General features: G+C 70.9%; 12 protein-coding genes. 9 read left to right on the forward strand and 3 right to left on the reverse strand.

All coding sequences use genetic code 11. The features are described 5' to 3' along the window. Nucleotides 1–5 precede the first annotated feature (5 nt). Together ABZZ74_RS28725 and cimA are read left to right on the forward strand one after the other, a co-directional pair. Nucleotides 6–2,084, forward strand: coding sequence for a hypothetical protein (locus tag ABZZ74_RS28725; RefSeq protein WP_356769727.1), 2,079 nt, complete (start codon nucleotides 6–8; stop codon nucleotides 2,082–2,084). Nucleotides 2,085–2,402: 318 nt separating this feature from the next. Next, complete coding sequence (gene cimA, locus ABZZ74_RS28730) at nucleotides 2,403–4,007, forward strand: citramalate synthase (RefSeq protein ID WP_356769729.1); 1,605 nt, start codon at nucleotides 2,403–2,405, stop codon at nucleotides 4,005–4,007. 11 nt (nucleotides 4,008–4,018) lie between these two features. On the opposite strand, the gene ABZZ74_RS28735 is transcribed toward cimA, so the two are convergent. Continuing rightward, nucleotides 4,019–4,501, reverse strand: a complete 483-nt coding sequence (locus ABZZ74_RS28735; protein WP_356769731.1) for a hypothetical protein — start codon at nucleotides 4,499–4,501, stop codon at nucleotides 4,019–4,021. 170 nt (nucleotides 4,502–4,671) lie between these two features. Between ABZZ74_RS28735 and ABZZ74_RS28740 the strand changes: the two genes are divergently transcribed. Together ABZZ74_RS28740 and ABZZ74_RS28745 are read left to right on the forward strand one after the other, a co-directional pair. Further along, nucleotides 4,672–7,683, forward strand: a complete 3,012-nt coding sequence (locus ABZZ74_RS28740; RefSeq protein ID WP_356769733.1) for a glycoside hydrolase family 3 N-terminal domain-containing protein — start codon at nucleotides 4,672–4,674, stop codon at nucleotides 7,681–7,683. A 58-nt stretch (nucleotides 7,684–7,741) separates the two neighbouring features. After that, nucleotides 7,742–9,094, forward strand: coding sequence for a hypothetical protein (locus tag ABZZ74_RS28745; protein ID WP_356769735.1), 1,353 nt, complete (start codon nucleotides 7,742–7,744; stop codon nucleotides 9,092–9,094). Between the two features lie 43 nt (nucleotides 9,095–9,137). Here the strand turns inward: ABZZ74_RS28745 and ABZZ74_RS28750 are convergent, their stop codons facing one another. Beyond that, the gene (locus ABZZ74_RS28750) at nucleotides 9,138–9,584 is read right to left on the reverse strand and encodes a MarR family transcriptional regulator (RefSeq protein ID WP_356769737.1); all 447 of its coding nucleotides are present in this window, start codon (nucleotides 9,582–9,584) and stop codon (nucleotides 9,138–9,140) included. A gap of 61 nt (nucleotides 9,585–9,645) precedes the next feature. Here ABZZ74_RS28750 and ABZZ74_RS28755 point away from each other — a divergent pair, with 61 nt between their 5' ends. From ABZZ74_RS28755 to ABZZ74_RS28765, 3 genes are read left to right on the forward strand one after another with little or no spacing between them, the layout of a single operon-like run. Beyond that, complete coding sequence (locus ABZZ74_RS28755) at nucleotides 9,646–10,710, forward strand: FUSC family protein (RefSeq protein WP_356769739.1); 1,065 nt, start codon at nucleotides 9,646–9,648, stop codon at nucleotides 10,708–10,710. A gap of 55 nt (nucleotides 10,711–10,765) precedes the next feature. After that, entirely contained in the window at nucleotides 10,766–11,332 is a 567-nt protein-coding gene (locus ABZZ74_RS28760; protein WP_356769741.1) for a hypothetical protein, read from the forward strand. Nucleotides 11,333–11,376: 44 nt separating this feature from the next. Further along, nucleotides 11,377–11,946 (forward strand): YdeI/OmpD-associated family protein, encoded by a 570-nt coding sequence (locus ABZZ74_RS28765; protein ID WP_356769742.1) that lies wholly within the window; start codon nucleotides 11,377–11,379, stop codon nucleotides 11,944–11,946. A 4-nt stretch (nucleotides 11,947–11,950) separates the two neighbouring features. Here the strand turns inward: ABZZ74_RS28765 and ABZZ74_RS28770 are convergent, their stop codons facing one another. After that, nucleotides 11,951–12,502 (reverse strand): YceI family protein, encoded by a 552-nt coding sequence (locus tag ABZZ74_RS28770; protein ID WP_356769744.1) that lies wholly within the window; start codon nucleotides 12,500–12,502, stop codon nucleotides 11,951–11,953. A gap of 455 nt (nucleotides 12,503–12,957) precedes the next feature. Between ABZZ74_RS28770 and ABZZ74_RS28775 the strand changes: the two genes are divergently transcribed. Both ABZZ74_RS28775 and ABZZ74_RS28780 read left to right on the forward strand, forming a co-directional pair. Continuing rightward, a complete protein-coding gene (locus tag ABZZ74_RS28775) occupies nucleotides 12,958–14,553 on the forward strand; it encodes an acyl-CoA carboxylase subunit beta (protein WP_356769746.1) in 1,596 nt (531 codons plus the stop codon). Nucleotides 14,554–14,610: 57 nt separating this feature from the next. Beyond that, the gene (locus ABZZ74_RS28780) at nucleotides 14,611–14,802 is read left to right on the forward strand and encodes an acyl-CoA carboxylase subunit epsilon (RefSeq protein WP_133046738.1); all 192 of its coding nucleotides are present in this window, start codon (nucleotides 14,611–14,613) and stop codon (nucleotides 14,800–14,802) included. The last annotated feature ends 113 nt before the right edge of the window (nucleotides 14,803–14,915 follow it).

Below are 14,915 nucleotides of genomic sequence, written 5' to 3' on the forward strand. Positions count from 1 at the left end.
GAACCATGACCAGAGCCGCCGCATGGCGGAGACCGGCCGCGGGTGTCCTGGGCGCGGCACTGCTGCTCGCGCTCACCGCGACCACCACGTCCGCCGCCGCACCGCACCCACCCCGCGTCCAGCGGGTCAGCACCGCCGCCGACGGCAGCCAGGCCGACGGGGCGTCGAACGACGCCGCGATCAGTGCCGACGGCCGCCGAACCGTGTTCGTGTCGGCCGCCCCGAGCCTCGGCTGCGCGGACTTCTCCCCGTGCCTGCTCGTGAAGGACACGGCCACCGGCACGCTCACCAGGATCGACCTCGGCAGCGGGTACCTCTACAGCTCGCCGATGCCCAGCGACGACGGAAGCCGCATCGGATACTCGGCCGGGACCCGCTTCCTGGCCCCGTACCTCTACGACCGCGCCACCGGCCGCTCCCAGCGCTTGTGGCCACAAAACCCGCCCGGCTCCAACGAGTTGGGCCGGGTGCAGTCGATCAGCCCGGACGGCACCCATGTCGCGTACACCATCGGCAACCGCAACGGCCCCCAGGCGTACCGGCTGTTGTACGTGCGCGACACGGCCACCGGCACCGACGAGCTGGTCTCACCGGCCGAGGAGGGCCCGAAGCCCGCTGCCTCGGTGAGCGGCGACGGCGAGCGGGTCGCCTACCAGCTCCAGGGCGACGAACAGGACCCGGCCGACGTCTTCGTCAAGGACCGGACGACGGGTGAGCGCGTCCAGATCGACACGGGTCTCGGCGTCGCCGAACTGGTCCGTATCACCGCGGACGGCCGCCGCGTCCTGTTCAACGCCGAGGGCGGGGTCTACGTCCACGACCTGCGCACCGGCACCTCCGAGCGGGTGGCCGAGGGGCAGGCCTTCTCGGCCACGGCGGACGGTCGGTACGCCGTGGTCTCGGGCGACGACGGCGTCCGGGTGCGTGATCTCCGGACGGGCCGGTTCGGGGCGGCCCTCCCGCGGGACGCCCAAGAGGGGCCGGACGCGCTGACCGCCAAGGGGCCTTCCGTGGTGTTCAGCTCCGACGCGTCGTCACTCGTGCCCGGCGACACCAACAAGGAGTCGGACGTGTTCGTCTTCTCCGGCGAGCTCTCCAGGCACCCGGCACCGATGCCCTCCGTCACCGAACGGATCAGCCTGACCCGGGACGGACAGCAGCGGTCCGGGGCGTCCCACGATCCGGTGATGGGCGAGGGCCGGGTCGTCTCCTTCACCTCCGAGAGCGCCCCGGGGAACACCGACGTCTTCGTCAATGCGTTCGGCGACCTCCTCTCCCAGGTGAACTCCGAAACGCAGGTCCCCTCCCACGAGGCAACCCCCTGCGCCAGCGGACGCATGGTCGGCTATGTGGCCCCGAGCGCCTCCGACGGCGCCCCGGAGGTCTTCATCCGCAACCGCGCGGTCGGCAAACTGACCGGACTCCACTCCTACCAGGGCGTCCGCTTCACCTGGATGGGACAGCCCGCCGAGGACCCCACCTGCCAGTGGATCACCTACACGGCCACCCTGCCCGCCACCGCCACCGACCCGCACCCCCGGCCGCGGGTCTACCGCGTCCGTTTCCAGGACGACAGCACCGACCTGGTCAGCGCCCCCACGAGCGAGGCGGCCGGCCACCCGTCGATCAGCTACGACGGCCGCTCCATCGCCTTCGAGCAGGGCGGGAACGTCTACGTCCGCGACCTGGACACCGGCGTCCTGGAGCGGGCCGCCGAGCACGCCTCGGCCCCCTCGCTCAGCCAGGACGGCCGCAGGATCGCCTTCCAGCAGGGCCGTGAGGTCCACGTCCGCGACCTCGACACCGGGGCGACGACCCGGGTCAGGGGCACGCAGCCCTCGCTCTCCGGGGACGGCACGAGTGTCGCGTACACCTCGCGGGGCTCCGTCTATCTCCTCGACCTCGCCACCGGGCACCGGCAGTTGATCAGCGTCGACCGCTGGGGCGGCCGCAACGACCTCCCGGCCGGCCACCCCGCCGTCAACACCGACGGCACGGTCGTCGCGTTCGAGTCGGCATCACCCGATCTGGTGCGGGGGGACACCAACGGGGTCGCTGACGTCTTCCTGCGGACCGTTTCATGACCCCGATGTGATCGACCGCATCCTGAGACAACGGTGAGTGGAGCACGGAGGCTGTGCCAGACTGCCTCCGTGCTCTCGTTCGCCATGATTATTGGCAGCAGGCGCGCCGGTCCGCAGTGACCGCCACGTACGACCAGGTACGGGCGGACACCGTCGTCCTCGACCCGCGCGCAGACCTCTCGCACCCGCGAGAGGTTTTTCGCTTTTCTGGCCCACCTTCAGCCGGAGGCAAAGCGCGAGGGACCACGGGAGGACGGTGGAGCCGGTCATTCCGGTAACGACATATCCACTGGGATCCAACACAGGAGCCTTGACACCATGACCGCAACCAGCGAGCTCGACGATTCGTTCCACGTCTTCGACACCACCCTGCGCGACGGCGCGCAGCGCGAGGGCATCAACCTCACCGTCGCCGACAAGCTCGCGATCGCACGGCACCTGGACGACTTCGGCGTGGGCTTCATCGAGGGCGGCTGGCCCGGCGCCAACCCGAGGGACACCGAGTTCTTCGCGCGTGCCCGCCAGGAGATCGACTTCCAGCACGCCCAACTCGTCGCGTTCGGCGCGACCCGCCGCGCCGGCGCCAAGGCGAGCGAGGACCCGCAGGTCAAGGCGCTCCTGGACTCGGGCGCCGAGGTGATCACCCTGGTGGCCAAGTCCCACGACCGCCACGTCGAACTCGCGCTGCGCACGACCCTCGACGAGAACCTCGCCATGGTCAGTGACACGGTGTCCTACCTGGCCTCCCAGGGTCGTCGCGTCTTCGTCGACTGCGAGCACTTCTTCGACGGCTACCGGGCGAACCCGGAGTACGCGAAGGCGGTCGTACGAGCGGCATCGGACGCCGGCGCCTCCGTCGTCATCCTGTGCGACACCAACGGCGGCATGCTGCCGGCCCAGGTCCAGGCCGTGGTCTCGACGGTCCTCGCCGACACTGGCGCCCGCCTGGGCATCCACGCCCAGGACGACACGGGCTGCGCGGTCGCCAACACCCTCGCCGCCGTGGACGCGGGCGCGACCCACGTCCAGTGCACGGCCAACGGCTACGGCGAGCGCGTCGGCAACGCCAACCTCTTCCCGGTGGTCGCGGCCCTGGAACTGAAGTACGGCAAGAAGGTCCTCCCCGGCGGCAGGCTCCGCGAGATGACGAGGATCTCGCACGCCATCGCGGAGGTCGTCAACCTCACGCCCTCCACCCACCAGCCCTACGTGGGCGTCTCAGCCTTCGCCCACAAGGCGGGCCTGCACGCATCCGCGATCAAGGTCGACCCGGACCTGTACCAGCACATCGACCCGGAGCAGGTCGGCAACACCATGCGGATGCTGGTCTCCGACATGGCGGGCCGCGCCTCGGTCGAGCTCAAGGGCAAGGAACTCGGCGTCGACCTGGGCGGCGACCGCGAGCTGGTGGGCCGGGTCGTGGAGCGGGTGAAGGAGCGCGAGCTCAAGGGCTACACCTACGAGGCGGCCGACGCGAGCTTCGAACTGCTCCTGCGCGCCGAGGTCCAGGGCAAGCCCCTGCGCTACTTCCAGGTCGAGTCCTGGCGGGCGATCGTCGAGGACCGCCCCGACGGCACCCACGCCAACGAGGCCACGGTCAAGCTCTTCGCCAAGGGCGAGCGCATCGTCGCCACCGCCGAGGGCAACGGCCCGGTCAACGCCCTCGACCGCGCCCTGCGCGTGGCGCTCGAGAAGATCTACCCCCAGCTCGCCAAGCTCGACCTGGTCGACTACAAGGTCCGCATCCTCGAGGGCGTCCACGGCACCGAGTCCACCACCCGCGTCCTGATCTCCACCTCCGACGGCACGGCCGAGTGGTCCACGGTCGGCGTCGCGGAGAACGTGATCGCCGCGTCCTGGCAGGCCCTGGAGGACGCGTACACCTACGGCCTGCTGCGGGCCGGGGTGGAGCCGGCGGAGTAACCCGGCCCGCCTCAGCAGGAGTCCGCGGCGAGCTTCTCGAACTCGCCGCGGCCCATGACCCGGTCGTCGGCCCAGACCTGGCCGGGTTTCAGCCGGGCGAGTTCGCCGGCGCGGAAGGTGACCAGGCCCGTGTACTCGTAGTTGAACTCGGCCTTTCCAAAGGCGAGTTGGTAGGTGTACGCAGGCACCAGCCGTTGCTGTCCGATCGCCTTGGCATGCCAGTCGGCCGGCGGTGAGAACAGCGGGAACCCGGCGTCGGAGCCGTGCCGTTTGCCGGGCACCCGCCAGCCGGAGAGGTTCTTCTCGGAATCCACCGGTGCCCCGGCGAGCGACAGCCCCTGGATCAGGTCGTCACCGCAGTGCCGCACCACGGCCTCCGGCGCCCCCGAGGCGTCCAACCGCACCGCGGCCAACGGCAGAACCACGGCCCCGCAGCCGCTCAGCAACAGCACCCCGCCCACGACCCCGGCCAACGCCGCCCCCGCACGTCTCATGCCTCGAAGATGCCATCGGCCGGGACGCCGTACGGCCACCCTTGTGCACCGATCCCGTTGCGATCCACAGCCGCATGGCCGACGTGACGTCTTGACGGGCTCACGGGCCCTCAGTTAACTCACGGCGTGAGCTAAGTCCCGAGTGACCTCTGAGAGCCGAGGGAAGGTCCATGCCGAGAACCGCCCTGCTCGTCTCCGCCGCCCTGCTCGCCGCCGCGCTGCCCCTGAGTTCGGCGAGTGCCGCCGACGACCCCGCCCCCACGCCCGTCGACCGCTTCGAGGGCGAGGTCCCCTTCGCCGCCCAGCCCGCCGAGGGCCTCTTCACCTGGGGCGGTGACAGCGACGACCCGCCGGCGCTCCGGCTGGCCGCGAGATCCGACGCCCCCGAGGGCGCGAAGGTCCTCGCCGGCACCTACGACATCAGCGGCTACGGCGGCTTCACCCACGACTACGCGGCCGACGCCCCCGCCCACGACTGGTCCGCCCACAAGGGCATCCGCTTCTGGTGGGACGGCCAGGACAACGGCAGGAAGATCGCCTTCGAGATCAAGGACGGCGGCGCCAACGGCGAGGCCTCCGAGCTCTGGACGACCTCCTTCACCGACGACTTCACCGGCTGGAAGCAGATCGAGATCCCCTTCACCGACTTCGTCTACCGCACCGACTACCAGCTCGTCGGCGGCATCGACCACGTCCTCGGGCTCACCCAGATGTGGGGCTACGCCCTCACCCTCCCGGTCGGCGTCAGGGGCGAGTTCGCCATGGACGACGTCGAGTTGTACGGCAGGGCCGACCAGTCCCTGCGGGCGAGCGTCACGACCGACTCGGCCGTCCACCCGGTGCGGGAAGGCGGCACGGCCACCGTCAAGGTCACCCTCGCCACCACCGGGTCCGCCCCTGTCGACGACCCCGTCACCGTCCACTACGAGACGGCCACCACCGGCACCGCCACCCCCGGCAAGGACTACACCCCCGTCTCCGGCACCCTCACCTTCCCCGCGGGCACCGCCTCCGGCGCGACACGCACCATCACGGTCCCGACCCTGAAGGACCGGTCCGCCGAGACGGCCGAGACGATCCCGCTGATGCTCACCGTCACCGGGGCGAAACCGCCCGCCGAGACCCCGCAGATCGTCATCGACGCGCACGGACTGCCGTATCTCGACGCCAAGTTGCCCGTCAAGAAGCGCGTCGCCGATCTCCTGTCCCGGATGTCCCTGGCGGAGAAGGTCGGTCAGATGACCCAGGCCGAGCGCGGGGCGGTCGGGGAGGGCGCCGACGTCACGGCGTACGACCTCGGCTCGCTGCTCTCGGGCGGCGGCTCCACCCCGACGCCCAACACCCCGGCCGCCTGGGCCACGATGATCGACGCCTTCCAACTCCGCGCCCGGGCGACCCGCCTGCAGATCCCGCTCATCTACGGCGTCGACGCCGTCCACGGCCACAACAACCTGGCCGGCGCCACGATCATGCCGCACAACATCGGCCTCGGCGCCACCCGGAATCCCCAACTCGCCGAGAGAACAGGCGCGGTGACGGCCAGTGAGGTCCGCGCCACCGGCATCCCCTGGGACTTCGCGCCCTGCCTCTGTGTCTCCCGCGACGAACGCTGGGGCCGCTCCTACGAGTCCTTCGGCGAGGACCCGGCCCTCGTCCAGTCGATGGAGACGATCATTCAGGGCCTCCAAGGCGCCCCGAACGGCCGGGACTTGAAGGACGACGACAAGGTCCTCGCCACCGCCAAGCACTTCGTCGGTGACGGCGGCACCGAGTACGGCTCCTCCACCACCGGCACCTACACCATCGACCAGGGCGTCACCAAGGTCACCCGGCAGCAGCTGGAGGCCGTCCACCTGGCGCCGTACCGGACGGCCGTCGACCGTGGCATCGGCACCGTCATGCCCTCGTACTCCTCGCTCGACATCCTCGGCGACGGACAGGGCCCGGTGAGGATGCACGCCCGCGGCGACATGATCAACGGGGTTCTCAAGGGCCGTATGGGCTTCGACGGGTTCGTCATCAGCGACTGGAACGCCATCGACCAGCCCCCCGGGGACTACCCGGCGCACGTGCGCACCGCGGTCGACGCGGGCGTCGACATGATGATGGTGCCGTACGGCTACAAGGACTTCAGCGCGACCCTGGCCGACGAGGTCGGGGCCGGCCGGGTCAGCCAGCAGCGGATCGACGACGCCGTGTCGCGCATCCTCACCCAGAAGTTCCGGCTCGGCCTCTTCGAGCACCCCTACGCCGACACCACGGGCGCCTCCCGGATCGGTTCCGCCGCGCACCGGGCCGTCGCCCGGCAGGCGGCCGCCGAGTCGCAGGTGCTGCTGAAGAACGCGCACGGGGTCCTCCCACTGAGGAAGAACCAGAAGGTCTACGTCGCCGGGTCCAACGCCGACGACCTCGGCAACCAGACCGGCGGCTGGACCATCACCTGGCAGGGCGCCTCCGGCACCCACACCCAGGGCACCACCATCCTCGACGCGATGCGCAAGGACGGGGACGTCACCTACTCCAAGGACGCCTCCGCGCCCACGGCCGGCTACGACGTCGGCGTGGTCGTCGTCGGTGAGACCCCGTACGCCGAGGGTGTCGGAGACGTCGGCAACGGCCACGACCTCCAGTTGTCGGCCGCCGACAAGGCCGCCGTCGACAAGGTGTGCGCGGCCATGAGGTGCGCGGTGCTGATCGTCTCCGGGCGCCCCCAGCTGATCGGCGACCGGCTCGGCCGGATCGACGCGCTGGTGGCCTCCTGGCTGCCCGGCACCGAGGGCGACGGAGTGGCCGACGTCCTCTACGGCAAGCGGCCCTTCACCGGCCAACTCCCCGTCACCTGGCCCAGGTCGGAGGCCCAGTTGCCGATCAACGTCGGCGACGCCTCCTACGACCCGCAGTTCCCGTACGGCTGGGGCCTCACGACCGGGACCAAGGTGCCGTCGGGCGGCGCGGCCACGCTGAAGGCGCTCGGCGGCGCGGCGGCGGCCGCCGAACGGGCCGGGGCGGACGCGGCCGGCCGCGTGCTCGTCACCAAGGCCCGGCTGATCGTCCAGGAGAAGGTGGGCCAGGGCATCACGGCGGCGATCGCGAAGCCCTTCGCCGACGCGGATCACCTCTCCCTCACCGGGCGGTACGGGGCGGCCGTACAGAAGCTGACCGAGGCCTACCGGGCCGGCTGAGGGAGGCCGCCACCTGCACGGATGACCAGTTTTGGGAGGCTTCGGGTAGCTTCGAACCATGAAGGCCGTCGCTTGGACCCGAAGCCTCCCAGGGCTGCTGGTGGCCCTGTTGCTCGCCGCGCTGACCGTCCTGTCGGCCGGCGCGCCACCTGCCTCGGCCGACACCGGCGTCTCCACGATCGCCGAGGCGCTGCGCAAGAGCCCCGTCTATGTCGATCCCGCGGCCTCCGGGCAGTTGTCGAAGGCGGACGCCGACGCTCTCGCCAAGGAGATCAAGGACGCCGGCAAACCGCTCTTCGTCGCCGTCCTCCCGGCCGGCTACCCCACGCAGGTCCTCTTCCGGAACCTCCGTACCGCCACCGGGATCACGGGCCTGTACGCGATCCGCCTGGGCGGGCGCTTCGACGCCCGCGCTGACTCCTCGGTCCTGCCCCGCACCGCCGTGGAGAACCTGGTCACCAGCGTGCAGCCCGACCGGGACGCGAAGACCCAGCTGACCGACTTCACCGACCGCGCCCTGGTCAACATGGGCGGTACGGCGCCACCCGGCTGGCGGTCCCGGACCTCCGGCGGCGGGGTGTCGGCCACCGCGCTGATCGCCGTGGGCGCGGTGCTGGTCGTCGGGGGCGGGGGAGCGTACGCGCTGGTACGACGGAACAGGCGCCGGCGGGTGGAGGAGCAGCGGGCCGCGCTGGAACGGCTGCGGGTCGTCGTGGACGAGGACATCACGGCGTTCGGCGAGGAGCTGGACCGGCTCGACTTCCATCCGGCCGAGGCGGGCGCGGACGACGCGATGCGCGCCGACTACGAACGCGCCCTGGACGCCTACGAACAGGCGAAGTCGCACATGGCCGCCGCGCGGAAACCCGAGGACGTCCGGTCCGTCACCCAGGCGCTGGAGGACGGCCGCTTCAGCCTCGCCCAGCTCGCCGCGCGCCGCGAGGGGCGTCCGCTGCCGGAACGCCGACCACCCTGCTTCTTCGACCCGCGCCACGGCCCGTCCGTCACCGACGCCGCCTGGACGCCCCCGGGCGGCGCCCCGCGCGAGGTGCCGGTCTGCGCGGCCGACGCGACCCGCATCGCCGACGGCCGCGACCCCGTCATCCGCGAGGTCGACACCGACTACGGCCGCCGCCCCTACTGGGACGCGGGCCCGGCCTACGGCCCCTGGGCGGGCGGTTACTTCGGCGGCGGGCTCCTGCCCGGCCTCCTCGTCGGCACCCTCCTCGGCAGCATGATGGCGACCCCGTCCTACGCGGCCGACTACGGCACCGGCTACGGCGACTTCGACGCATACGGCCCCGGCGGCGGAGACGTTTCGGGCGCGGACTTCGACCCCGGCGACTTCAGCGGCGGCTTCGGCGACGGGGGAGGGGACTTCGGGGGCGGGGACTTCGGCGGGGGGTTCTGAGGTGCGGGGGTTCTGAGGGCCGGGGGTTCTGAGGGGCGAGGTTTCAGTCCTCTTCGCCCGGCCCGTCGACCTCCGCGTTCGCCAGTCGCTCCATCACCTCCGCCGCCAGCGCCAGCACCCCCCGCTCGGTCTCGCCGATCGTCCCGAGGGCCCGGGCCAGCCACGCGTCCCGCTGGGCCATGTCGTCCTCGACCGCGAGGCGCCCGGCCTCGGTCAGGGACAGCACGGACTGACGCCGGTCGGTCGGGTCCGGCGCCCGCAGGATGAGCCCCTCCGTCTCCAGCTCCGCGAACACCCGGGTCAGTGACTGCGGCCGCTGCCGCTCGGCCGCCGCGACCTCACCGGGCGTCGACGGTCCGTGCCGATGCAGATGACCGAGCACCGACAGCTGGTTGGGACTGAGACTCCCGTCCCCGCGCTCCTGCCGCAGGCGACGGTTGAGCCGGATGACACCGCGTCGGATCCGGGCGGCGTCGGAGAGGTGGTCCATGATGGAGATCGTACGCGAATATTTACTATCCCACCCGCTAGAGCCCCGTAATATCGGGCGTGTGACCGCCAAACTAATACGCAATGCGTACGAAGCGGTGCTGACGATGACCGCCGTCCTGCTCTGCTGGGCCAGCGCCCTGTTCCTGGAAGGTGCCGCCGGACTCCACACCGACGTCCTCGTCCTCGCGGCCTCCCTGACCCTCACCCTGTCCGCCACCCAGCGCACCGCCGACACCCGCCGTCGCCTGACCTCACTCGTGGTGCTGCCCGCGACGGCCGGCGTCTCGATCTTCCTGGGCCGACTGATCGCGTCCCACTACGCGCTCGGCGCCGCCGTCTACACGGCCTGGATGGCGCTGGCCATCTGGATCCGCCGCTACGGCCCCGCCGCCACGAAGATCGGCACGCTGCTGGCGCTCCCGCTGGTCGCCCTCCTCGTCGTCCCCGGCCCCGCGCTGCCGCCCAAGGCGCAGAGCGGACTGGTCACTTGGGGCTGGTCGGCGTTCATCGGCGCGCTGGCGTGTGCCTTCGTCTGGCTGGTACAGGCGCTCGGCGACCGTTTCGGACCCTGGCGCGCGGAACCGGCCCCCGAGCCGCCGATCCGCCCCTCGCGTCTGCACCCCCGCCCCAGCACCCGGATGGCGCTGCAGATGGCGGCGGGGATCGCCGCGGCCTTCACCCTCGGCACCCTGCTCTTCGACCACCACTGGCCGTGGGTCGTCCTCACCGCGTACGTCGCCGCGAGCGGCAACCGCGGCCGCGGCGACGTTCTGCGCAAGGGGATCGAGCGCCTCGTGGGGGCCTGCGTGGGCACGCTGCTCGCGATGGGGGTGGCGGCGGCCGGCGTCACGGGGCACGCCTCGGTCGCGCTGATGTTCGCCGTCCTCACGGTCGCGCTGTGCCTGCGCCCCTTCAACTACGGGTACTGGGCCGCCGGCATGACCTGTGCCCTGTCCCTCCTCCTCGGCTACTTCGGCCAGGACGCCCAACACCTGCTGCCGACCCGCCTGGAGGGCATCGCCGTCGGCGCGGCCCTGTCGATCGCCTCGGCCTGGTGGCTGCTACCGATACGCCGCAGACGCCCCACCCCGACACGGGTCGAGGTACGACCGAGCGAGGCCTGAGAAGGGGGCTGTTCGGCCGATGTCCGCCGGCCGGCCAGGGGCCTAGGCTTGCGGCATGGTGAGCCCGCCCGAGGGCGGCGACAGAGATGCCGTCGAGGTCCTCGGCGCCGACCGGCCCCTGCTGGGGGACCGCTGGCGCGCCCTGCCGCGCCGCGTCCGCCGGACAGCCGCAGCGGCGACCTGCGCGGCGGTGTTCGCCGCCCTGCTCGGCTACCTCGCCGCACACCGCCCACCGCCACCGCTGCCGCACCCCGCGGCCACCACCACCGTCCGGATCACGCACGTGGGCCTGCCCGTCGGGCTCGACCAGGACTTCCCCGTGACCCTGCGCGCAGAGGCCGCTTCCCGCGTCACGTACTGGGGAATGCGGGACCGCTACGAGGGCCAATTCGTCTTCCTGTCCGTCGTGCCCGTCCCCGGCATCGAACTCCGGCCGGGTCGGGTCCACGCCCTGCACACCCGCTTCATCGTCTTCTGCCACGGCCGCCGCCCACCTCGCGGAACGCCCTTGCTGTACGTCCTCGTCCGCAACGCCCGAGGCCAGGAGAGCACCCCGGTGGTGCCCACGGGGGCCCAGTCCGACAGCCTCGACCGCGCCGTCCGAAAGGCCTGCGCCGACTGATTTATAGGACAGGAACTGGCCTAGTGGCTCCCTACGCTCCCCTCATGACCACTCCCGCGCTCCCGGACCCCCTGCCCTTCGCCTCCGTCGCCGAACTCGACGCGTGGCTGGACGTTCATCCCGCGCCGCATCCCGGGCTCTGGGTGAAGGTCGCCAAGAAGGTGGCCGGGATCGTCTCCGTCGACTGGGTCGAGGTCAATGACGTCGCCCTCTGCCACGGCTGGATCACCGGGCAGCGCAAGGCACTTGACGAGAGGTTCTTCCTGCAAAAGATCACGCCGCGACGGCCCGGCAGCCTCTGGTCGATGGTCAATGTGCGCCGGGTGGCGGAACTGACCGCCTCCGGGCGCATGCGGCCCGCCGGACTCGCCGAGGTGGCCGCCGCCCAGGCGGACGGGCGGTGGGCGGCGGCGTACGCCTCACAGCGTGAGGCCGCCGTGCCCGAGGACCTGGCGGCGGCGCTGGAGCGCGATCCCAAGGCCGGCGCCGCCTTCGACGCCCTCGGCCGGACCGACCGTTACCAAGTGATCTTCGCCCTGCTCACGGCCCGTACCCCCAAGGGCAGGGCGGCCAGGCTGGCGGCCGCCCTGGCTCGGCTCGGTGCCCAGGGGTGACGACTCAGGCGGTCCTGATCGCCGAGATGTCGAAGTTCAGCTTGATCTTGTCGGAGACCAGCACGCCACCCGTCTCCAGCGTGGCGTTCCAGGTCAGGCCCCACTCGGAGCGCTTGATCTCCGCCTTGCCCTCGAAGCCGACGCGCTCGTTGCCCATGGGGTCCTTGGCGGCGCCGTTGAACTCCAGGTCGATGGTGATCGGCTTGGTCGTGCCGAGGATCTCCAGGTCACCGGTGATGCGGTAGTCCTCGCCACCGAGCGACTCCGCCTTGGTGGAGCGGAAGGTCATCGTGGGGAACTCTTCGGTCTTGAAGAAGTCCGCGCTCTTCAGGTGCCCGTCCCGGTCCGCGGACCCGGTGTCGATGCTGTCCATCTTGACGTCGATGGAGGCCGTCGACGCGGACGGGTCGGCGCCGTCCAGGTGCAGGGTCCCGCTGAAGTCGTTGAACTTGCCCTTGACGTTGGTGACCATCGCGTGCCGGACGGTGAATCCGATCGTGGAGTGGGCCGCGTCGATGGTGTAGTCGCCGGTCAGCGCGGTGAGGTCGTTCGCCATGTCATGCTCCTCGGGGTGATGTTGAATGTTGAACTACTCAACGGAAACGACCGTAGACCTATTCCCTTGCGGTTTCAACATCATCCGCGAGGTGTTGGCGAGACGGTCGGCATCTAGCCTCTCTGTCGGTGGACCCCCTCGAACGGGTGAACCCCTCGAGATCATCTGGGACCATCCGGTGCGCGGGGTGTCGTGGGCCGGTGACGCGGTCGCGATCCTGGCCACGGGCCCTTGCCTGAGGGTGCGCGTTACCCCAGGCGTGTCATGTGCGACGCACCGATGTGAGCTGACTCTCGGCTGACGGCTTTGTGTGACCCCTACAAGCCCAGGGCCCTCTGAGCAGTCGGAACGCCTGCATGCCCCTTGGGTTCTGTTCAGTGGTACCAGGAAAACGGCCCGGAGACTGTACGGAGTCGACGGCTCGCTTTCCTCGGTGTCCTTCGTAAGGTCACTACATGACCGTTTTGGATGAGGCGCCGAGTGAGTCGACGGGTGAGCCGACGGACGCGCGCGGGCGGGTCGCCGAGCTGCACGAGATCCGTGCGCAGGCGCTGGCCGGGCCGAGCGAGAAGGCGACCGAGGCGCAGCACGCCAAGGGCAAGCTGACCGCCCGGGAGCGCATCGAGCTGCTGCTGGACCCGGACTCCTTCCGGGAGGTCGAGCAGCTGCGCCGGCACCGCGCCACCGGTTTCGGCCTGGAGGCCAAGAAGCCGCACACCGACGGTGTGATCACCGGCTGGGGGACGGTGGAGGGCCGTACGGTCTTCGTCTACGCCCACGACTTCCGCATCTTCGGCGGCGCCCTGGGCGAGGCCCACGCCACGAAGATCCACAAGATCATGGACATGGCCATCGCGGCCGGTGCCCCGCTGGTCTCCCTGAACGACGGCGCGGGCGCCCGTATTCAGGAGGGTGTCTCCGCCCTGGCCGGCTACGGCGGCATCTTCCAGCGCAACACCAAGGCCTCCGGCGTCATCCCGCAGATCTCGGTGATGCTCGGCCCGTGCGCCGGCGGCGCGGCCTACAGCCCCGCCCTCACCGACTTCGTCTTCATGGTCCGCGAGACCTCGCAGATGTTCATCACCGGCCCGGACGTGGTCAAGGCGGTCACCGGCGAGGAGATCACCCAGAACGGCCTGGGCGGCGCGGACGTGCACGCGGAGACCTCCGGTGTGTGTCACTTCGCGTACGACGACGAGGAGACCTGCATCGCCGAGGTGCGCTACCTCCTCTCCCTCCTCCCGCAGAACAACCGCGAGAACCCCCCGCGGGTGGAGTCCGCCGACGCGGTCGACCGCCGCTCCGACGTCCTGCTGGACCTGGTCCCGGCCGACGGCAACCGCCCGTACGACATGGCCAAGGTCATCGAGGAGATCGTCGACGACGGGGAGTACCTGGAGGTCCACGAGCGCTGGGCGCGGAACATCATCTGCGCGCTGGCCCGGCTGGACGGCCAGGTCGTCGGCATCGTGGCGAACCAGCCGCAGACCCTCGCCGGGGTGCTGGACATCGAGGCCAGCGAAAAAGCTGCGCGTTTCGTCCAGATGTGTGACGCTTTCAACATCCCGATCGTCACCTTCCTGGACGTCCCCGGGTTCCTCCCGGGCGTCGACCAGGAGCACGGCGGCATCATCCGCCACGGCGCGAAGCTGCTCTACGCCTACTGCAACGCGACCGTGCCGCGGATCTCGCTGATCCTGCGCAAGGCGTACGGCGGTGCCTACATCGTCATGGACAGCCAGTCCATCGGTGCGGACCTGACGTACGCGTGGCCGACGAACGAGATCGCCGTGATGGGCGCCGAGGGTGCCGCCAACGTCATCTTCCGGCGGCAGATCGCCGAGGCCGAGGACCCCGACGCCATGCGGGCCCGCATGGTCAAGGAGTACAAGTCCGAGCTGATGCACCCGTACTACGCGGCCGAGCGCGGCCTGGTCGACGACGTCATCGACCCGACCGAGACCCGCGAGGTGCTCATCCGCTCCCTCGCCATGCTGCAGACCAAGCACGCCGACCTGCCCTCCCGCAAGCACGGCAACCCCCCGCAGTAACCCAGCGGACCCTCCGCGACACCCCCGCGGAAACCTCTCTCACGGAGACTGAGACCTATGAGCACCCCTGACATCCGCGTCGAGAAGGGCCACGCCGACCCCGAGGAAGTCGCCGCCATCACGGCCGTCCTCCTGGCCCGCGCAGCCGCCCAGCCCGCCACCGAGCCCACTCACCGCGGCCGCCAGAAGGCCGGCTGGCGCCGCCTGGAACGCGAGGGCGGCTTCCGCGCCCCGCACAGCTGGCGCTGAACCCTGAGGGCACGGTCTCGGGCAGGCGGAGTCGATGCCCTGGCAGTGGCGCTGCAGGACACCGATTAGGGAGGATGGCACGCGAACGCGACCCCTGTTCTGATCAAAGGCTT

It is taken from the genome of Streptomyces sp. NPDC006476, assembly GCF_040612015.1.
Classification (GTDB): domain Bacteria; phylum Actinomycetota; class Actinomycetes; order Streptomycetales; family Streptomycetaceae; genus Streptomyces; species Streptomyces griseorubiginosus_B.

What these genes read in the sequence shown, in the direction of transcription:
- ABZZ74_RS28725 (WP_356769727.1), top strand. Translation starts at nt 6, where the DNA reads ATGACCAGAGCCGCCGCATGGCGGAGACCGGCCGCGGGTGTCCTGGGC.
- ABZZ74_RS28745 (WP_356769735.1), top strand. Translation starts at nt 7,742, where the DNA reads ATGAAGGCCGTCGCTTGGACCCGAAGCCTCCCAGGGCTGCTGGTGGCC.
- ABZZ74_RS28780 (WP_133046738.1), top strand. Translation starts at nt 14,611, where the DNA reads ATGAGCACCCCTGACATCCGCGTCGAGAAGGGCCACGCCGACCCCGAG.
- ABZZ74_RS28760 (WP_356769741.1), top strand. Translation starts at nt 10,766, where the DNA reads ATGGTGAGCCCGCCCGAGGGCGGCGACAGAGATGCCGTCGAGGTCCTC.
- ABZZ74_RS28775 (WP_356769746.1), top strand. Translation starts at nt 12,958, where the DNA reads ATGACCGTTTTGGATGAGGCGCCGAGTGAGTCGACGGGTGAGCCGACG.
- ABZZ74_RS28770 (WP_356769744.1), bottom strand. Translation starts at nt 12,502, where the DNA reads ATGGCGAACGACCTCACCGCGCTGACCGGCGACTACACCATCGACGCG.
- cimA (WP_356769729.1), top strand. Translation starts at nt 2,403, where the DNA reads ATGACCGCAACCAGCGAGCTCGACGATTCGTTCCACGTCTTCGACACC.
- ABZZ74_RS28765 (WP_356769742.1), top strand. Translation starts at nt 11,377, where the DNA reads ATGACCACTCCCGCGCTCCCGGACCCCCTGCCCTTCGCCTCCGTCGCC.
- ABZZ74_RS28740 (WP_356769733.1), top strand. Translation starts at nt 4,672, where the DNA reads ATGCCGAGAACCGCCCTGCTCGTCTCCGCCGCCCTGCTCGCCGCCGCG.
- ABZZ74_RS28750 (WP_356769737.1), bottom strand. Translation starts at nt 9,584, where the DNA reads ATGGACCACCTCTCCGACGCCGCCCGGATCCGACGCGGTGTCATCCGG.
- ABZZ74_RS28735 (WP_356769731.1), bottom strand. Translation starts at nt 4,501, where the DNA reads ATGAGACGTGCGGGGGCGGCGTTGGCCGGGGTCGTGGGCGGGGTGCTG.